Genomic DNA, 18096 nt, shown 5'->3' with positions numbered 1-18096 from the left:
TGATTCGTTCTGGGGGTTTGTCTCCATAATTGGCGCCCATGGACAAACTCAAGGCCTTCGAGTCCTTTGTATCGGTCGCTACGCGCGGCAGCCTCACGGCCGCAGCGCGTGCCGAAGGCGTGGCGCCGGCCATCATGGGCCGTCGGCTGGATGCGCTGGAGGAGCATCTGGGCGTGAAGTTGCTGGTGCGCACTACGCGGCGCATCAGCCTCACGCACGAGGGCAGTGCTTTCTTGGAGGACTGCCAGCGCCTGCTGTCCGATGTGGCCAATGCCGAGGCCAGCGTGTCGGCCGGTGGCGTCAAGGCCAGCGGACATTTGCGTGTCACCGCGCCGGCCGGCTTTGGCCGCCGCCATGTGGCGCCGCTCGTACCGCGCTTTCGGGCGCTGCACCCGGATGTCACCATCTCGCTGAACCTCAGCGACCGCGTGGTCGACCTGGCGGGCGAGGGCTTTGACTGCGCCGTGCGCGTGGGCGACCTGCCCGACTCCTCGCTGGTGAGCGTGCGCATCGCCGATAACCGGCGCCTGTGCGTCGCCACGCCGGGCTATCTGGAGCGCCGTGGTACGCCCCAGCACCCCACCGAACTGGCCCAGCACGACTGCCTCACGTTGTCGAGTGAAGCCTCGCAAACGCGCGGTTGGGCCTTTCGCATGCCGGGCGAAGATGGCAGCAGTGAGGTGGTACACCTCAAGCCGGGCGGGCCGCTGGACTGCTCGGACGGCCAGGTGCTGTACGACTGGTGCCTGGCAGGCCATGGCATTGCCTGGCGCAGCACCTGGGAGGTCGAGAGCGAAGTTGCCTCTGGCCAACTGGTGGCCGTACTGGAAGACTATGCCGCGCCGCCCAACGGTATTTTTGTGCTGTTTCCACAGCGCAAGCACCTGCCACTGCGCGTGCGGCTGTGGATCGACCACCTCAAGCACCACTACGAACAACCCCAATTCTGGAAAACCGGAGCCCCCGCATGACCCTGGAAGCCTTGCTCGCTTTTTTCCATCTGGTGGCCATCATGACCATGGTGGTCTTCATGGCCAGCGAAGCAGCGCTGTGCCGCATGGAATGGATGAACCCCGCCGTGGTGCACCGCCTGGTGCGGTTGGACCTGATCTATATGGTGGCGGCCGCCTGCGTTTTGCTGGCAGGCCTGGCGCGCACCTGGTGGGGCATGAAAGGCGTGGGCTGGTACTGGAGCCAGCCGCTGTTGCATGCCAAGCTGGGGCTGTTTGCCGCCATGTGGCTGATGTCGCTGCGGCCCACGCTGTCGTTTAGGCGCTGGCGCCGCACGCTAGAGGCCACGGGGGCCTTGCCGCCCGAGGACGAAGTGCGTGCTGCGCGCCGCTGGATCATGATCGAGACGCACCTGCTGGGCTTGCTGTTGCTGGCGGCGGCCTTCCTGGCGCGGGGTGTGGGCACCCGGGGCTGAAAAAGACAAAACCCCCGCCAGGCCAGGCCTGCGGGGGTGTGGTAGTGGGGGAGCGTAGCGCTTATTTCTTGAGGCACTCGCTCATGAAAGCCTTGCGCTCGTCACCCTTTTTGCCTGCGGCTTCGGCGTTGCAGGTTTTCATTTTGGTCTGTTGGGTTGCCGCTGCTTCGGGTTTGTTGCTCAGGCAGTTCTTCATGAAAGCCTTGCGCTCATCGCCCTTCATGCCCGTAGCTTCCTTGTTGCAGGTGGCCATCTTGGTTTGCTGCTTGGTCGGCGCTTTCTCTTCAGCGGCATGGGCGCTGCCCAATGCCAGTGCCATACCCAGTGCGGCCAGGGAAAGAAGCTGTTTCATGGTGACTCCAGTAAAAAATGGAAGGGGAAACCCCTGCGGAATTCCATCACACAACGGGCCACGCTACAACGGGGATGACCCACTGCGTGGCGGCTCGGCCACGGCCCCGTAAAATCGGTTGATGCTTTCTGCCAAAAATGAATTGCTGGCCGCCTTGGCGGCTGAGCTGGACCAACTTTCTCCCGGTGCCGGTGCCCGGGCCGCTTTTGAGTCGCCCAAGGTGGCGGCCCATGGTGACTTTGCCTGCACCGCCGCCATGCAGCTGGCCAAGCCGCTCAAACTCAACCCGCGTGCTTTAGGCGAACAACTCAAGGCGGCGCTGGAAGCCACGCCTGCTTTTGCGCGCTGGGTCCAGGCCATTGAAATCGCCGGGCCGGGTTTTCTGAACATCCGTCTCCAGCCCGCTGCCAAGCAAGAGGTGGTGCGCGAGGTGCTGGCCGCTGGCGAGCGTTTTGGCCATCAGGCTGGCAATGGCCAGCAGGTGCTGGTGGAATTCGTCTCGGCCAACCCCACGGGCCCGCTGCATGTGGGCCATGGCCGCCAGGCCGCGCTGGGCGATGCGATCTGCAACCTGTTTGCCACCCAGGGCTGGAAGGTGCACCGCGAGTTCTATTACAACGACGCGGGCGTGCAGATCCAGACGCTGACCCACAGCACCCAGTTGCGCGCCAAAGGCTTCAAGCCCGGTGATGACTGCTGGCCTATCGACCCAGAGAATCCCGCAAGCAAGGCGTTCTACAACGGCGACTACATTGCCGACATCGCCGCCGACTTTCTGGCCAAGAAAACCGTCAAGGCCGACGACCGCACCTTCACCGCCAGTGGTGATGTGGATGATGTGGAGTCGATTCGCCAGTTTGCCGTGGCCTACCTGCGCAACGAGCAGGACAAGGACTTGCAGGCCTTCAACCTGAAATTCGACGAGTACTACCTCGAGTCGAGCCTGTACACCAGTGGCCGCGTCGAGGCCACGGTGAACAAGCTCGTCGCCAACGGCAAGACCTACGAGCAGGACGGCGCGCTGTGGCTCAAGAGCACCGACTACGGCGACGACAAGGACCGCGTCATGCGCAAGCAGGACGGCACCTACACCTACTTCGTGCCCGATGTGGCCTACCACATCGCCAAGTGGGAGCGCGGCTTTACCAAGGTTGTCAACATCCAGGGTACCGACCACCACGGCACCATTGCCCGTGTGCGCGCGGGCCTGCAGGCGGCCGATGTGGGTATCCCGCAGGGCTACCCCGACTACGTGCTGCACACCATGGTGCGCGTGGTCAAGGGCGGCGAAGAGGTCAAGATCAGCAAGCGCGCGGGCAGCTACGTCACGCTGCGCGACCTGATCGAGTGGACCAGCAAGGATGCCGTGCGTTTCTTTCTGCTCAGCCGCAAGCCCGACACCGAGTACACCTTTGATGTGGACTTGGCGGTGGCCCAGAACAACGACAACCCCGTGTACTACGTGCAGTACGCCCATGCGCGCATCTGCTCGGTGCTGGCAGGTTGGGGCGGCGACGTCGCGACGTTGGCGGGCGTGGACCTCTCGCCACTGGACGGCCCGCAGGCCCAGGCGCTGATGCTGCAACTGGCCAAATACCCCGAGATGCTCACCGCAGCCACCGCGGGCGAGGCGCCGCACGACGTGACCTTCTACCTGCGCGACCTGGCCGCGAGCTACCACAGCTATTACGATGCCGAGCGCATCCTGGTGGACGATGAGGCCGTCAAGCGGGCACGCTTGGCCTTGGTCGCAGCCACGGCGCAGGTATTGCACAATGGGCTGGCGGTGTTGGGCGTATCGGCCCCCCGCAGAATGTGAGCGGTAACTGACTTATGAAAAAACAACAACAGGGCGGCACCATTGTCGGCTTCATCCTTGGCCTGGTCGTGGGCTTGGGCGTGGCGCTTGCCGTGGCGGTTTATGTGACCAAGGTGCCCGTGCCCTTTCTGAACAAGGGCAGTACCCGTGGCGTGGACCAGGACGCTGCCGAAGCACAAAAAAACAAGAACTGGGACCCCAATTCTCCGCTGTACGGAAAGAACCCAACCCGTGCCGTAGTGCCAGCGCCCGTGGCATCTGCACCCAACGCTGCGGCTTCTGCCGATGCGCGTGCGGCAGCGGTGCCTGCCAAGGCGGCAGCCAGCAAGGCGGAGAGCAAGCCGGGTGCCGACCCACTGGGTGACCTGGCGGTTGCCAAGGCGGCGGCGGCGGGCAATGTGGACCCGTTTGACTACTTCGTGCAAGCTGGTGCCTTCCGCACCCAGCAGGATGCCGATGCGCAGCGTGCCAAACTCGCCATGCTGGGCTGGGAGGCGCGTGTGAGCGAGCGCGAGCAGAACGGCCGCAATGTCTTCCGGGTGCGCGTGGGCCCGTTCGTCAAGCGGGATGATGCCGACCAGCTCAAGGAAAAATTGGCCGGGGCCGGCGTTGAGGCCGCCCTGGTGCGCGTACAGCGCTGAACTTTGCCTCAGACCGCTGCTCAGATACCCCAAGAACAAGGAGTGATTGAATGAAACGACGTGTGTTTTCCCTGACCACTGCCACGGCCCTGGTGGCTTCGGCCTTGCCACTGTCTGCGCTGGCCCAGGGCGCGCAGCCCAAGGAGGGTAAAGATTACGCCAAGCTGGGTAAGCCGGTAGCCACCGATGCGCCTGCCGGCAAGGTCGAGGTGATCGAGTTCTTTTGGTACAACTGCGGCCATTGCAATGCCTTTGAGCCCACCCTGGAGGCTTGGACGAAGTCTGCGCAGGCGAAAAATTTGGCCGTGCGCCGTGTTCCTGTCGCTTTCAACAAGAGCTTTGAAGCCCAGCAAAAGCTGTACTACGCTCTCGAAGGCATGGGCAAGGTGGGTGAGTTGCACGCCCGCGTGTTCCGTGCCATCCATGTGGAGAAAGTGAACCTCGCGAAGGAAGATGCCATCCTGGAGTGGATGGGCAAGCAGCCCGGCATCGACATCGCAAAGTTCAAGGAGATGTATGGCTCCTTCAACGTGGCGAGCCAGGTGCGCCGCGCTGCACAGTTGCAGGAGGCCTATGGCGTCGAGGGTGTCCCCTCCATGGGTGTGGCCGGGCGGTTCTACACCGACGGCACCATGGCCGGCAGCCTTTCGGGCGTGCTGCAGGTAGTGGAATACCTTGCAGGCGTGGTGCAAAAGGGCGCAGGTTCCAAGGGCTAGACAGCGTCGCTTGCACAGTGCGCAGGCCTTTGCGTGCCACAAGCCCGCCCCTGGCGGGCTTTTTTACGCCCCGGGTTTATGACGCAACAGTGTCAGGGCTACAATGCTTGCAAGATTCGTGCCCTGCACATTTCGCGTGCCCTGGAAGGGTATGCTTCTCTGGAAAGCCGCATGGACATTCATTCTTCGATTCCTCCGGGCGACCGCAGTCCGGGCGCGCGAGCAAGGCACGTGCAAGCGCGGCAGGCAGGCTGCCTCCTGCGCCGCTGGGTGCCTGCCCTGGCGTCTCTGGCCCTGCTGGCTGGGGTGGGCGGGGCGCAGGCAGAAAAGGCCGACCGGAGCAAGCCCATGAACATCGAGGCCGATGCGCTGCGCCACGACGACCTTAAGCAAACCAGCGTCTTTACCGGCCGTGTCGTGATGACCAAGGGCAGCATCGTTCTGCGCGGCGCCCGCCTCGAAGTGCGGCAAGATGCCGATGGGTACCAAGCCGGCGTGGTCACAGCCGACGCCGGGCGCCGGGCGTTCTTCCGCCAGCGGCGCGATGGAGCGCCAGGTGCTCCCGAAGAGTTCATCGAAGGCGAGGGCGAAGTGATCGAGTACGACGGGCGCAGCGACACGGTGCGCTTTGTGCGCAATGCCGAGCTGCGCCGCCTGCGGGGTGCTGTGGTCAACGACGCCATCACGGGTGCCGTGATCGTCTACAACAACCAGACCGATGTGTTCACCGTGGACGGACAGAAAACAACCGGTGATAACCCGGCCAGTGGTGGCCGCGTGCGGGCCGTGCTGTCGCCCAAGGAGGTCGTGCCTGACACGGCCGCGGCGCCAGCGGCTGCAGCTTCGGCGCCGGGCTTGCGTTCCAGCACCACGCTTGGCGGTGGTGCCAAGTGAGCGCCCCATCGATGCCTGCGGGCGCGCAAGCCGCGCCAACGAGCCGCCTGGAAGTGCTGCACCTGGCCAAGTCTTATGGCAGCCGCAAGGTGGTCAAAGACGTTTCGCTGGAAGTGCAAAAAGGCGAAGTGGTCGGCCTGCTGGGGCCCAATGGCGCGGGCAAGACCACATCGTTTTACATGATCGTCGGGCTGGTGCGCAGCGATGGGGGCGATATCCGCATCGACGGCCAGTCGGTGGCGCACATGCCCATCCACCGGCGCTCGCGCCTGGGGCTGTCGTATCTGCCGCAAGAGGCCTCCATCTTTCGCAAGCTCACGGTGCAGGAAAACGTGCGCGCCGTGCTCGAACTGCAGCGCGATGACCAGGGCCAACCGCTGCCTGCAGCCGTGATCGAAGAGCGTCTCACCGCGTTGCTGCAGGAGCTGCGCGTGGACCATTTGCGCGATTCTCCCGCGCTGGCTCTGTCGGGTGGCGAGCGCCGCCGCGTCGAGATCGCCCGCGCGCTGGCGACACAGCCACGGTTCATCCTGCTCGATGAACCCTTTGCCGGCATTGATCCCATCGCCGTGATCGAGATCCAGCGCATCATTGGTTTCCTCAAGGAGCGCGGCATTGGCGTGCTCATCACCGACCACAACGTGCGTGAAACGCTGGGGATCTGCGACCACGCCTTCATCATCAGCGACGGGAATGTGCTGGCCCAGGGCACGCCGTCTGAAATCGTGGACAACGCCGAGGTGCGCCGCGTGTACCTGGGCGAGCATTTCCGGATGTGAGTGTGGCCCCCACGCTCCCTCACTTCGTGTGGTCGCTGCCCCCCAAGGGGGCCGCTTTTTGCCTTGGGGCGGCCCGGCGGCAAAACATAGCCCCCACGCTCCCTCACTTCGTGTGGTCGCTGCCCCCCAAGGGGGTCGCGTTTTGCCTTGGGGGCGGCCCGGCGGCAAAACATAGCCCCCACGCTCCCTCACTTTGTGTGGTCGCTGCCCCCCAAGGGGGTCGCGTTTTGCCTTGGGGCGACCCGGCGGCAAAACCATTGCCGGCCCGGGTGAAAGTGCTCTCATGAAGCCCGGTCTCTCACTGCGCGTTTCGCAGCATCTGGCACTGACGCCGCAGCTGCAGCAATCCATCCGCCTGCTGCAACTTTCCACGCAAGAGCTGTCGCAGGAAATCGAGCAGATGCTCGATGAAAACCCTTTCCTCGAACGCAATACGGAAGATGCGCCGCGCGAGGAGTTCGGTCTGGCCCAGTCCGACGTACCTGCACAAGGGGACGATGCGGCGGCTGAGGTTGCTATTTATTCAGGAGCTGATGGCGTAAGTACATCAAGCCTTGAAGGCAGAAATGATGCGGATTCTGTGGGTGCCTCCGATGAACCCGACTGGGGCGGCGACGGCACCACGGAGATGGCCGCAGACGATGGCGAATGGGGGGGCGACGCCCCTGCGCGCAACAACGGCAGCAGCGATGGCGACAGCGAAGCCGACGCTGCCGATTTGGCGCATGGCCATGAGTCGCTCACGGCATTTCTGCACCGACAGGCACTGGCGCTGCGCCTGTCGGCACTGGACCGGGCTGCGCTGCAATACCTGATCGAATCGTTGAACGACGACGGTTATCTGGAGGATTCCCTGGAATCCCTGGCCCTGGGGCTGGCAGGCGAGAGCGATCTGGAGCAGATCGAAGAGCTGGTGCACCGCTTCACCGTGGCGCTGCGGCTGCTGCAAAGTCTGGAGCCCTCCGGTGTGGGGGCGCGCAATCTGGCGGAATGCCTCACCCTGCAACTCCAGGCACTGCTCCAGGACGGCGTTGAAAATCCCAGCACAGTGCAGAACGCGCTGTGCATCTGTCGGCAACCGTTGGAGTTGCTGGCACGCCGTGATGTGCGCCGCCTCGTTGCGCTGTGTGGCACCAGCGAAGAGCGCACGCGCGCCGCCATGGCCCTGATCGCCCGGCTCGAACCGCGCCCCGGGCGTCGCTTTGCTGATGTGGAGCGCAACATCGTGATTCCCGATGTGCTCGTGACCCGTGTGGGCCGCAGTGGCCAGCAGTTCAATGTGCAGCTCAACCCCGATGTGATGCCGCGCCTGCGTGTGCACGACATCTATGCCGGAGCCCTGCGCGGCCACAAAGGGGGGGATGGACACCAGGCCTTGCAGCAGCGACTGCAGGAGGCGCGCTGGTTCATCAAGAACATCCAGCAGCGCTTTGACACCATCTTGCGTGTCTCGCGCGCCATCGTCGAGCGGCAGAAAAATTTTTTCGTGCATGGCGAACTGGCCATGCGGCCGCTGGTGTTGCGCGATATCGCCGACGAGCTGGGCCTGCATGAATCCACCATCTCGCGCGTGACCACGGCCAAATACATGGCCACGCCGCAGGGCACTTACGAGCTCAAGTATTTTTTCGGCTCGGGCCTGGGCACCGACACCGGCGGCAATGCGTCGAGCACGGCCGTGCGCGCGCTCATCAAGCAGTTCGTCGCCGCCGAAAACCCTGCCAAGCCGCTGTCCGACAACCAGTTGGCAGACATGCTCAAGGAACAAGGCATCGAGTGTGCACGCCGCACCGTGGCCAAATACCGCGAAGCGCTCAAGATACCCACAACCACTTTGCGCAAGGCGCTGTAGACGCAGGTGCGCGGTGTTGGCGGGCCGATGACCGCGAACCGGCGGTTGCCGCGTGATGGCAAGGGCCCGTGGCGTCGCCGTGCTGGGGGTTGATAACCATTCGCCGTGCTGGGCAGAGTTTGCTCCTGGCCCACAGCCTCTCCGGCATGGGTAGACTGTTGCGAAGAAGGAGCTACCGTCCATGAAAGTCATCGACTCCATCGCTGCCCAGGCAGCACTCATTGCTGCGGTGCGCCGCGACATCCACGCCCATCCCGAACTGTGCTTCGAGGAATTGCGCACCGCCGATCTGGTGGCGCAAAACCTGGCCGACTGGGGCATTCCCATCCACCGCGGCATGGGAACCACCGGGGTGGTGGGTATCGTGCACGGGCGCGACGGCGGCGCGTGTGGCCGGGCCATCGGCCTGCGCGCCGACATGGATGCGCTGCCCATGCAGGAGTTCAACACCTTCGATCATGCCAGCCAGCACCCGGGCAAGATGCACGCCTGCGGCCACGACGGGCACACCGCCATGCTGCTCGCAGCGGCGCAGCATCTGGCAAAGCATCGTGATTTCGATGGCACGGTCTACCTGATCTTCCAGCCGGCCGAGGAAGGCGGTGGTGGTGCGCGCGAGATGATCAAGGATGGCTTGTTTGAGCGCTTTCCCATGGAGGCCGTGTTTGGCATGCACAACTGGCCAGGCATGGCGGTGGGCCAGTTTGCGGTCAGTCCCGGACCCGTGATGGCTTCGTCCAACGAATTCAAGATCACCATCCGGGGCAAAGGGGGCCACGCCGCCATGCCGCACACGGGCATCGATCCGGTGCCGATTGCCTGCCAGATGGTGCAGTCGTTCCAGACCATCATCAGCCGCAATAAAAAGCCCGTGGATGCGGGCGTGATTTCGGTCACCATGATCCACGCAGGCGAAGCCACCAACGTGGTGCCCGACAGCTGCGAGCTGCAAGGCACGGTGCGCACCTTCACTCTGGAGGTGCTCGACCTGATCGAGCAACGCATGCGCCAGATTGCCCAGCATGCCTGCGCCGCGCACGACGCCCAGTGCGAATTCGAATTCGTGCGCAACTACCCGCCCACCGTCAACGCCCCCGCGGAGGCTGCGTTTGCCCGCAAGGTGATGGCCTCCATCGTGGGCGATGCCAACGTGCTGGCGCAGGAGCCCACCATGGGCGCCGAAGACTTTGCCTACATGCTGCAAGCCCTGCCCGGGGCCTATTGCTTCATTGCCAACGGCGACGGCGACCACCGCGCCATGGGCCATGGCGGCGGGCCGTGCACGCTGCACAACCCCAGCTACGATTTCAACGATGCGCTCATCCCGCTGGGCGCTACCTACTGGGTGCGCCTGGCCAACGAATGGCTGGGCCAGCCTAAGGGCGCCGCATGATCGGGATCACCGACGCCTTTGCTGGCAGCTACGCCCGCGCCCGCGTGCAGTTTCTGGAGGCCGCGGCCACCGCCGGGCTGCCGATCGAGTCGCACGCCCACCCGCTCAAGGGGCGCGATGGGGAAGACCTGGCCATGGACGTTGTGCGCGACGGCCCACCGGACGCCGAAAAGCTGCTGATCGTCAGCAGCGCCTGCCACGGGGTCGAGGGGTATTGCGGCAGCGGTGTGCAGGTCTATGCGCTGCACGATGCCGCTTGGCGCGAAGAAGCGCGCGCGCACGGCGTGGCCGTGCTCTATATCCACGCGCTCAACCCCTATGGCTTCTCGCACACCCGCCGCACCACGCACGAAAACGTGGATTTGAACCGCAACTTCCAGGACTTCAGCCGCCCCTTGCCGGTCAATGAGGCCTACCGCGAGGTCGAGCCCTTTTTGCTGCCGTCCACCTGGCCGCCTGCAGCCGACAACGTAGCGGCGGTGGAGCAGTTCATCGCCACCCGGGGCGAAGCGGCCTGGCAGGCCGCCATCTCGCAGGGGCAGCATGAATTTGCGCAGGGGATGTTCTTTGGCGGCACGGCGCCCACCTGGAGCAACCGCACCCTGCGCCAGGTGCTGCGCCAGCATGGCAGCCGGGCCCAGCGCATCGGCTGGATTGACCTGCACACCGGCCTGGGGCCCAGCGGCCATGGCGAGCGCATCTATGCCGGGCGCGACGATCCTGCCGCCCTTGCGCGTGCCCGCCAATGGTGGGGGGGCAACGGAGCGACACCCATTACCTCGTTCTACGATGGAACGTCCACTTCAGCGTTTCTGACGGGCCTGATGTGGACCGCCATCTACGACGAATGTCCGCAAGCCCAGTACACCGGCATTGCCATGGAGTACGGCACCCTGCCCATTCTGGACATGCTGCAGGCGCTGCGTGCCGAGCATTGGCTTCACATCCACCCGGAGGCGCCGACAGCATTGGCAGCACAGATCAAGGCGCAGATGCTGGCGGCCTTCTGCACCGACACCGATGCCTGGAAAGGCCAGATCATTGCCCAGGCGCGGCAGGCCTTGTTCCAGGCAGTGCAGGGGCTTGATTGATAGTGTTTTAGGGCTCAAGCGCTTATCCGGTAAGCGCTATAAGCTATAAAATATATAGCATCAATCAACCTGTGCGCCTTGTGTTGCACCATGCCGTGTGTCGCGGTCGTAGGTTTTTTCCAGCGCGGCCTGTTCTGCCAGCAAGCGGTGGCCCAATGCATTGGCTTGCCGCTCCAGAGTGGGGCAGTCCGGGGCCTCGGACAGGGCGGCGATGCCCTGGTCGATGGACTGCGCGGCCCGGCGGCCGAACTGCACATGGCCCTGCTCGTGCTGGTGCAAGGCCCGGGCATAGCGTGCGAACCGGGCCTGCTGTGCATCGCTGGCGGTGCGCAGCACGGGCATTTGGATGCGGGTGGACAGCCGTGTGCTGACGCGGGCGATGCGGCAGTGCCCGGCCGCATCACGGTTCCACCAGAAATTCCAGTGCACGTTCCACTGCGTATGGCCATGAAAACGCTGCCCGCCCTCGCGGATGGGGGTGGCCGCATTGAGGGCCTGGCGCAGTGTCTGGCCAGGCGGGACGTCCACCGTGTACGGCTGCTCGGCGTGTTCTTCCGTGACCTCCGCAAAGGCCATGCTGCAGGCCAGCAGCAGCGCAACTGCCGGGGCCGTGCAGAGCGCGGCTGTTACTCTTCCTCGCCCCACGGCAGCATCATCGTGAGGGTAGAAAGCGCGGCGAATTCGGGTGCAAAGGCGTCGATGATTTGCTGGGGCTCGGGGCACAGCTGGGTGTCGGTGATGACCCCAAACTGCACGCCGCCGCCGTAGCTCAGAATGGACACGCCCAGGCCCACATGGCCCGACTGGGGCACCCAGAACATGCACTGCGTCACGCGCGAGCCGCACAGCGCCAGCGGTTCGCGCGGGCCGGGCACGTTGGTCATCACGGCCGTGGTCTTGCGGCTGAACAGGCCCAGCAGGGCGTCCTGCGCCGGCTTGATGAGCAGGCCGGCCACGGCCAGCAGGCCAAACGCCAGCAGTGGCTGCGTGCTGCCCTTGAGCGCGGCCATGCGGCTGCGCACTGCATACACACGCTCGATCGGGTTGGTGATGCCGATGGGCAGTACCAGCGGCACCAGGCCGAAATGGTTGCCCAGCTTCCAGGCCTCTTCCATGGGCCGCAGGTTCACCGGGATCATGGCGCGGATTTCTTTGCCCGCGGTGTCGTCGCCGTGGCGGCGCAGGTAGCTGCCGATGGCGCCGGCCACGCAGGACAGCAACACGTCGTTGACCGAACAGTTCAGCGCCTTGCCGATGGCCTTGACCTCGTCGAGCGGCAGCGGCGGGCACCAGGCCACGCGCTTGGCGTTGCCGGGCATGCCCTTGAGCAGCGTGGGGGAGTCATCGGGCATGAGGGCCAGTGCGGCCGCATCACTGAGGAGCTGGTAGCCCAGGCGGGCCGCGTCCATCGAACCGGCCAGGCCGTGCTGCACGGCCTTTTCGGGGTCGAGCAGCATGTGCAGCGATTTGGCGGCGCTCTCGCCCACCAGGTCGAGCGCTTTCACGGTCATGCCCGTGAAGGGCTTGATCAGCGTGTCTGCAATCCAGGCCTCGGCGTTGGCTGCGGTCTTTTTGCGGCGTTTGGGGGGCTCTGTACCCCCGTCCACCAGCGACATGGTGACCGAGATGAGGGCAATGCCATCGGCAATGCAGTGGTGCAGGCGCACCACCAGGGCGCTGCCCGGCAGGCCATCGTCGCCCACGAAATCTTCCACCAGATAAAAGTGCCACAGCGGGCGCCGGGGGTCGAGCGGTTTCATGGCCAGGTCGCCCACAAAATTTTGCAGCGCTGCCTGCTGGCTGCCCCCCCGGCGCCGGGGCAGTGTGATGCGCTGCACGTGGGCGTCGATGTCAAAGCGCTGGTCCTCGACCCAGGTGGCGCCTGCGGCGTCCTCGACCACGCGCTGGCGAAAGCGCGGGTACTGCAGCAGGCGCTGCTGCACCCGCTCTTGCAGGGCCTGGAGCGAAATGCCGGGCGCGACGGTCCACACGCCGTTGATCATCATCAGGTTGCTGTCCGAATCCATGCGCAGCCAGGCGGTATCGACTTTGCTCATGCGCTCGCCCGACAGGCCCAGCATGCCGCTGGCGGCGCGGCGCACGGTTTTTTGCATGGCCAGGGCGGCGTCGCGTGCGACGTTGCTGGCGCTGGGCTGATCCGTGGGGGCGGCGGGCGTGCCTGCGGCGGCGCGTGAAGGGATGCGGGTCACCATGTGCGGAAGGTCCTGAGGGTTGTCATTGGAGGCGGGCGTCTATGGATTTTCGCCATTGTGGCCGCAGCGTAGCCGTAAGATACATCGTTGCAGGGGGTTGGCTCCCCCGTTTTTTCCCACCCCCTGAACCCAGGAGCATCTGACCATGGCTGATCTCAACGCCGCTTTCGAAGCTGCCGTAGCCCAATCCAAGAACCTCAGCGAGCGCCCAGACAACGCCACGCTGCTCAGCATCTATGCGCTGTACAAGCAAGGCACCGCAGGTGACAACACCGAGAAGAAGCCCAGTTTTTCCGACATGGTGGGCCGTGCCAAGTGGGACGCCTGGAGCAAGCTCAAGGGCACCGAACTGGACGCCGCCAAGCAGCAGTACATCGACCTCATCCAGTCACTGAGCTGATCGCTGGCCAGGGCCCGGGCAGGGCCTTTGGAGGCCTTGCCCCGCGCCTATGGCCTAATATGGGTTTTCCAACCATTGACAGAGACTTCGCCATGGGCAACAAGATCGTTACCGAAGCAGACCGTAAATTCACCCCCCAGCCCAAGCCGCTGCCAGGCATGAGCCTGCCCACCAGCGGTCGTGGCCAGCGCGTGAGCCTGGAGCGCGGCGTGGCCACACGCAGCAAAAAGAACCCGGGCAAGCGCTCGAAAAAGGGCGGCTGACCGCTCGCAACGCGCGGATCGCCGCACGCAAAAAAGCCCTCTTTCGAGGGCTTTTTTGCGTGCGCACAGGCGGGTGTTGCCCGGCCCTCAGGCCTTGGGCGCCGCTGGTTTCTTTTTCTTGCCGACCTTGGGCGGGTGCAGCAGCGTGTCGAGCTGCTCGGCAATCTCGGTCTCGATGCGGGCCTTGAAAGCGCTGACCAGAAAACCCAGCTCGGCCTTGAACTCAAACTGGTCGCCCAGCACCTGCAAGGTGCCCTTGATGCCGGCACGGGTGAAATACACGGTGTCCTGGGTGTCGCCTTCTTCGTAGGCGCATTCCATGTCGAATTTTTCCTCGGCTTGTTCGGCCCATAGGAAGGCGATTTTGCGGGCCTCGGGCATGCCCAGGTGGTGGTGGCGGTGGATGTGGATCATGGACATGTTGCGTCTCCTCAATGGGGGCTGGCGTTGACAGGTAACAGGGCACGCAGACGCTCGGCGCGCACCGGCTGCGCCAATGCAGTCAGTTCTTTGACTGCATCATAGAACGGTTGCCAGCGCCGTCCCGACTGTTCAAACAGCGCTTCGAAGGCTGGAACCCATTCGTCATAGGCGGCCTGCGCAGCAAAGCTGGCGTTGTTGGCGTGCTCTACCCATCGGTCGTAGCCGGCCTGTTGTGCAGGGGGGGCGTGCCAGTGGCTGCGCAGTGCGGCATAGTCCCTGCGGAACGCATCCATCGCTTCTGTTTTCATAGCTGATAGCGCTTTCTCATCAAGCGTTTGAGACTGATTTGATGTGTATATTTCGAGCAGACGTGCGCGTGTCGTCCGCGTCAGGGCGCGGAACTGGTTGCGCCGCGCTTGGCTGGCGGCAAAGGCCTCGCGGGCCTGGGGCGTGGCCTGTGTGGCGAGCCATTGGGCGCTGCCCAGGCGCTCCACAGCCGTGGCAAAAGATTCGTTGAACAGCGTGTCGCCGCTGGCATACACCACCTGGTGTGCCAGCTCGTGGAACAACAGGCGCACGAAGTCGCCCTCGGGCCAGCCGATGAAGGTGCTCAGCAGCGGGTCGCCACCGGCCCAGTTCATGTAACCCAGGGTGGAATAGGCAGGCACGCCATACACCTCGACCTCGAGCCCCTGCGCAGCCAGGCGTGCGCCCTCGGCCTGGGCATCGGCTTCGCTGAAGTAGCCCCGGTAGCCAATGCAGCCCGTCACCGGAAAGCACCAAGTGTGCAACTGCAGCGCATAGGGCGGCGCCGCCACCACGTTCCAGACAGCGGCTGGTCGTTGCAGGTCGGCGTAGCGGCGGTAGCTGTCGTTGTCGGGCATGGCCAGTTCCGTCACGGCAAAGTCCCGGGCACGTTGTGCCAGGCGCAGGCGCTCGCGCAGGGCCGGGGCCAGGTCGTCGCGCGCGATCCAGGCCTCCAGCGGCTGAGCGGCCTGCATGATCTGGACATGGCCGCGCACGGACTGCCAGTAGTACGCCAATGCACTGTCGCCATGCGCGCAGCCTGCCAGGACGAAAAACCCCGCAAAGGCGAGGGGCCTGTAGACGCAAAAACGGGCAAGGTGTGAAAGGGGCATCGGTCGGTAAAAATCAAGGGGGCGAGCGCTTGAGCGCCCACAGGGCCAGCACCACCGTCAGCCCCAGCGCTCCGGTCAGCAGGATGGCCGAAGCGCCTGCACGGTCGAGCAGCAGGCCAAACAGCAGTGGGGCAAAAGCCTGCGCCACGCGCGCTGGTGCCATGAGCCAGCCTTGGCGCATGCCATAGCCCGCAGGCCCAAAGAGTGCCAGCGGCAGGGTGCCCTTGGCAATGGTCAGAATGCCATTGCCCGCGCCATGCAGCGCGGTGAAAACCGCCGCCGCAGGCCCGCCCAGCGTGACCAGCAGCAAGGCGCCCAGCGGGTGTGCCATGGCGATGCCCATCAGCGCCCAGGCTGCAAACAGGGTGACGGGGCCCTGTGCCAGCGCCAGGGCTGCCAGCGCCAGCGCAAACACCATGTTGGTAGCCAGCAGCACCGGGCGGCCGCCATGCCGGTCAATTGCGTGGCCCGCCAGCGGGCCCAATAGCGCCGAGACGACGAGCGCCAGCGAGAACGCTGCAAAGACCGTCGGTGTACTGACCCCCAGGTCGCGTGCCATGGGGGCCGCCAACATGGCGGGCAGGTAGTACGACGAAGCCCAGGCCAGGGTCTGGGTGGTTCCCAGGCATGCCACGGCCCAGCGCTGTGGGTGGGCGGTCATGGCCGGTCCTGCGTCACGCTCTAGAAGGGCAGCTTAAGCGCCCGGGGTGGCGGGCGGCAGGAGGTCGAGCACCTGCTCCGGCGGGCGGCACAGCCGCGTTCCCCGGGGTGAGACGACGATGGGGCGGTTGATCAGTACGGGGTGCTGTAGCATCGCTTCGATGAGTTGGGCATCGGTCACGCCGGGCTGGTCCAGGTGCAGTTCGGTGAATGCGGCTTCCTTGCTGCGCACCAGGTCGATCACTGGCCCGCCGCTGGCGGCCACCAGGGCCAACAAGGTTTCACGGCTGGGCGGGTGGCGCAGGTATTCGATGACCTCGGGCTCGATGCCGTGGCTGCGGATCAGGGCCAGCGCGCTGCGGGAATTGCTGCAGCGGGGGTTGTGGTAGATGGTGATGGTGCTCATGGTTCAGTCGGTTTGGCCAGCCAGCCCAGATCCAGCGGGCGGTCTTCAAATTCGGTGTTCAGCACGACGGTGCTGGTCGTGCGGGCCACGCCCTGGATGGCCTTGATCTGGTAGATCACATCCTCGAGCGCACGCGCATGGGTGGTGCGGATTTTGGCCAAAAAATCGTATTCGCCTGCCACGCTGTGCAGCTCTTCCACTTGTGGCATGGCCAGCAGGCGCGGTGCCACGTCGCGGCAGTGGATGCCGCCATCGTTGCGGATCGCCACGAAGGCGGTGAAGTTCAGCCCTACGCGGTCCGGGTCCACGCTGATGGAAAAACGGCGGATTACGCCTTTTTCCAGCATTTTTTTCACCCGCTCGTGCACGGCAGCGGTGGATAGCCCCACCTCGGCACCAATGTCGGCATAGGAACGACGGCCGTCTGCCGCTAAGGCCGAAATAATTCTGGAGTCAACGTCATCTATCTGAATATTTGCTTGCGTCATGGGGTGTATTCGGTAAAAATTCAGAAATTGACAAAATTTCAAACAAATTTTCGGTAAAGCAGAGAATATGACGTCTATTTTCAATATGCAAGCCGCCAGCCGGCGGGGTATGGCTTTGGCCGTGGCGCTGCTGCTGGTCTATGTCGTGTGGGGAACCACTTACTTTGCCATGGGCATTGCTCTAGAAACCATGCCGCCGCTGCTGATGAATGCGGCGCGCTTCCTGTGTGCCGGGGGGGTGATGCTGCTGGTGGCCCTGGCACAAGGACATACGCTGCCCACGCGGGCGCAGTGGCGCAGCAGTGCCGTGGTGGGTGGGTTGATGGTCTTCCTGGCCATGAACTGCATTGGCTTTGCGCAAAAAATGGGCATCGGTTCCGGCCTGATGGCCACCGTGGTCACCACCATGCCCATGTGGCTGGCTTTGTGGACGCACTGGGGGGGTGAAAAAGTGCCTGCCACCAGCTGGGCCGGGCTGGCGCTGGGCGTGGTGGGGGCATTGCTGCTGGCGCTGGAGGGCGATTTCTCAACCTCCGGCTGGGGCGCGCTGTTGGCTTTTGGCGCGCCGCTGTGCTGGAGCCTCGGCTCGTATGCGTCGCGCAGGCTGTCGCTCCCGCCACCCGCCATGGCGTCGGCGGCGCAGTGGCTGGTAGGCGGTGCGATGGGGCTGGTGGTGGCGCTGTGGTTTGAGCCGGTGCAGCAGCTCGCCCATGTGAGCGCACGCTCGTGGATGGCCTGGGTCTATCTGCTGGCCATGGGAACGCTGGTGGCGCTCAATGCCTACCTGTGGCTGTTGCAAAACACCTCGGCCGCCGTGGCGGGCAGCTATTCGTTCGTGAACCCGGCCGTGGCGCTGCTGGTGGGCGTGGCTCTGGGCGGCGAGCGTCTCACGGGCTGGGTGTTCGCGGCGCTACCGCTGATCGGCGCGGCGCTGGCCTTCATCCTGTATGGCGGCGCCCTTGGCCAGTGGCTGCTGCGCACGCGGGCGGGCCTGTCGGTCGGCAAGGCCCATTCCTGAGGACTTTCGTCCCCGCCTTGCCGGAGTTGCGGGGCCGGCCCATGGCACCACCTGCGCGGCTGGGTCCGGGCACGCTGGGGGCGTAGCCCCGGTGCCAGGGCTGCCCGCCGTGTTGACGGTGGG

General features: G+C 64.7%; 21 protein-coding genes. 13 read left to right on the top strand and 8 right to left on the bottom strand.

Annotation, left to right across the window (positions count from 1 at the left end; translation table 11 throughout):
* Positions 1 to 38: 38 nt before the first annotated feature.
* Positions 39 to 971, top strand: a complete 933-nt coding sequence (locus C8D04_RS12635) for a LysR family transcriptional regulator (protein WP_116005173.1) — start codon at positions 39 to 41, stop codon at positions 969 to 971.
* Positions 968 to 1426 carry a DUF2214 family protein gene (locus C8D04_RS12630; protein WP_116005172.1) on the top strand — a complete coding sequence of 153 codons (459 nt, stop codon included), beginning with the start codon at positions 968 to 970 and terminating at the stop codon, positions 1424 to 1426. The genes C8D04_RS12635 and C8D04_RS12630 overlap by 4 nt, the downstream gene beginning before the upstream one ends.
* A 61-nt stretch (positions 1427 to 1487) precedes the next feature.
* Here the strand turns inward: C8D04_RS12630 and C8D04_RS12625 are convergent, their stop codons facing one another.
* Complete coding sequence (locus tag C8D04_RS12625) at positions 1488 to 1778, bottom strand: PsiF family protein (protein ID WP_116005171.1); 291 nt, start codon at positions 1776 to 1778, stop codon at positions 1488 to 1490.
* A 121-nt stretch (positions 1779 to 1899) separates the two neighbouring features.
* Between C8D04_RS12625 and argS the strand changes: the two genes are divergently transcribed.
* The 8 genes from argS to C8D04_RS12585 all read left to right on the top strand — a co-directional run bounded on the left by argS (position 1900) and on the right by C8D04_RS12585 (position 10963).
* Positions 1900 to 3597 carry an arginine--tRNA ligase gene (gene argS, locus C8D04_RS12620; RefSeq protein WP_116005170.1) on the top strand — a complete coding sequence of 566 codons (1698 nt, stop codon included), beginning with the start codon at positions 1900 to 1902 and terminating at the stop codon, positions 3595 to 3597.
* A gap of 14 nt (positions 3598 to 3611) precedes the next feature.
* On the top strand, positions 3612 to 4238 hold the full coding sequence (locus C8D04_RS12615) for an SPOR domain-containing protein (RefSeq protein ID WP_116005169.1): 627 nt from the start codon (positions 3612 to 3614) through the stop codon (positions 4236 to 4238).
* A 50-nt stretch (positions 4239 to 4288) separates the two neighbouring features.
* The gene (locus tag C8D04_RS12610; protein WP_116005168.1) at positions 4289 to 4954 is read left to right on the top strand and encodes a thiol:disulfide interchange protein DsbA/DsbL; all 666 of its coding nucleotides are present in this window, start codon (positions 4289 to 4291) and stop codon (positions 4952 to 4954) included.
* A gap of 171 nt (positions 4955 to 5125) precedes the next feature.
* The gene (lptA, locus tag C8D04_RS12605) at positions 5126 to 5848 is read left to right on the top strand and encodes a lipopolysaccharide transport periplasmic protein LptA (RefSeq protein WP_116006174.1); all 723 of its coding nucleotides are present in this window, start codon (positions 5126 to 5128) and stop codon (positions 5846 to 5848) included.
* Positions 5849 to 5859: 11 nt separating this feature from the next.
* Positions 5860 to 6627 carry an LPS export ABC transporter ATP-binding protein gene (lptB, locus tag C8D04_RS12600; RefSeq protein WP_116005167.1) on the top strand — a complete coding sequence of 256 codons (768 nt, stop codon included), beginning with the start codon at positions 5860 to 5862 and terminating at the stop codon, positions 6625 to 6627.
* A gap of 283 nt (positions 6628 to 6910) precedes the next feature.
* On the top strand, positions 6911 to 8479 hold the full coding sequence (locus tag C8D04_RS12595) for an RNA polymerase factor sigma-54 (RefSeq protein WP_116005166.1): 1569 nt from the start codon (positions 6911 to 6913) through the stop codon (positions 8477 to 8479).
* Positions 8480 to 8660: 181 nt separating this feature from the next.
* Positions 8661 to 9872 (top strand): M20 aminoacylase family protein, encoded by a 1212-nt coding sequence (locus tag C8D04_RS12590; RefSeq protein WP_116005165.1) that lies wholly within the window; start codon positions 8661 to 8663, stop codon positions 9870 to 9872.
* Positions 9869 to 10963, top strand: a complete 1095-nt coding sequence (locus tag C8D04_RS12585; RefSeq protein WP_116005164.1) for a M14 family metallopeptidase — start codon at positions 9869 to 9871, stop codon at positions 10961 to 10963. Before C8D04_RS12590 ends, C8D04_RS12585 begins: the two co-directional genes overlap by 4 nt.
* Positions 10964 to 11023: 60 nt before the next feature.
* Here the strand turns inward: C8D04_RS12585 and C8D04_RS12580 are convergent, their stop codons facing one another.
* A complete protein-coding gene (locus tag C8D04_RS12580; RefSeq protein ID WP_116005163.1) occupies positions 11024 to 11539 on the bottom strand; it encodes a DUF922 domain-containing protein in 516 nt (171 codons plus the stop codon).
* Positions 11540 to 11589: 50 nt separating this feature from the next.
* Positions 11590 to 13176, bottom strand: coding sequence for a wax ester/triacylglycerol synthase family O-acyltransferase (locus C8D04_RS12575; RefSeq protein ID WP_116005162.1), 1587 nt, complete (start codon positions 13174 to 13176; stop codon positions 11590 to 11592).
* Positions 13177 to 13321: 145 nt separating this feature from the next.
* On the opposite strand from C8D04_RS12575, the gene C8D04_RS12570 reads away from it, so the two are divergent.
* Together C8D04_RS12570 and C8D04_RS18710 are read left to right on the top strand one after the other, a co-directional pair.
* Positions 13322 to 13576 (top strand): acyl-CoA-binding protein, encoded by a 255-nt coding sequence (locus C8D04_RS12570; protein WP_116005161.1) that lies wholly within the window; start codon positions 13322 to 13324, stop codon positions 13574 to 13576.
* A gap of 92 nt (positions 13577 to 13668) precedes the next feature.
* On the top strand, positions 13669 to 13839 hold the full coding sequence (locus C8D04_RS18710) for a hypothetical protein (RefSeq protein ID WP_165829131.1): 171 nt from the start codon (positions 13669 to 13671) through the stop codon (positions 13837 to 13839).
* An 87-nt stretch (positions 13840 to 13926) separates the two neighbouring features.
* Here C8D04_RS18710 and C8D04_RS12560 read toward each other — a convergent pair whose 3' ends face one another.
* From C8D04_RS12560 to C8D04_RS12540, 5 genes are read right to left on the bottom strand one after another with little or no spacing between them, the layout of a single operon-like run.
* Complete coding sequence (locus C8D04_RS12560) at positions 13927 to 14259, bottom strand: polyhydroxyalkanoic acid system family protein (protein WP_116005160.1); 333 nt, start codon at positions 14257 to 14259, stop codon at positions 13927 to 13929.
* Positions 14260 to 14270: 11 nt separating this feature from the next.
* The gene (locus C8D04_RS12555; RefSeq protein WP_116005159.1) at positions 14271 to 15401 is read right to left on the bottom strand and encodes an aminopeptidase; all 1131 of its coding nucleotides are present in this window, start codon (positions 15399 to 15401) and stop codon (positions 14271 to 14273) included.
* Between the two features lie 13 nt (positions 15402 to 15414).
* Positions 15415 to 16062 carry an MFS transporter gene (locus C8D04_RS12550; RefSeq protein WP_116005158.1) on the bottom strand — a complete coding sequence of 216 codons (648 nt, stop codon included), beginning with the start codon at positions 16060 to 16062 and terminating at the stop codon, positions 15415 to 15417.
* Positions 16063 to 16095: 33 nt separating this feature from the next.
* Positions 16096 to 16467 (bottom strand): arsenate reductase (glutaredoxin), encoded by a 372-nt coding sequence (arsC, locus tag C8D04_RS12545; RefSeq protein WP_116005157.1) that lies wholly within the window; start codon positions 16465 to 16467, stop codon positions 16096 to 16098.
* The gene (locus C8D04_RS12540) at positions 16464 to 16955 is read right to left on the bottom strand and encodes an Lrp/AsnC family transcriptional regulator (RefSeq protein WP_116005156.1); all 492 of its coding nucleotides are present in this window, start codon (positions 16953 to 16955) and stop codon (positions 16464 to 16466) included. The genes arsC and C8D04_RS12540 overlap by 4 nt, the downstream gene beginning before the upstream one ends.
* Before the next feature lie 67 nt (positions 16956 to 17022).
* Here C8D04_RS12540 and C8D04_RS12535 point away from each other — a divergent pair, with 67 nt between their 5' ends.
* Entirely contained in the window at positions 17023 to 17973 is a 951-nt protein-coding gene (locus C8D04_RS12535; protein ID WP_116005155.1) for an EamA family transporter, read from the top strand.
* The last annotated feature ends 123 nt before the right edge of the window (positions 17974 to 18096 follow it).

Origin of the sequence: Simplicispira sp. 125, from assembly GCF_003096555.1 — a bacterium.
In the GTDB taxonomy this organism is placed as follows: Bacteria; Pseudomonadota; Gammaproteobacteria; order Burkholderiales; family Burkholderiaceae_C; genus Simplicispira.
Note: the sequence above shows the minus strand (reverse complement) of the source record. Positions and strands in the feature narration are given on the sequence as shown.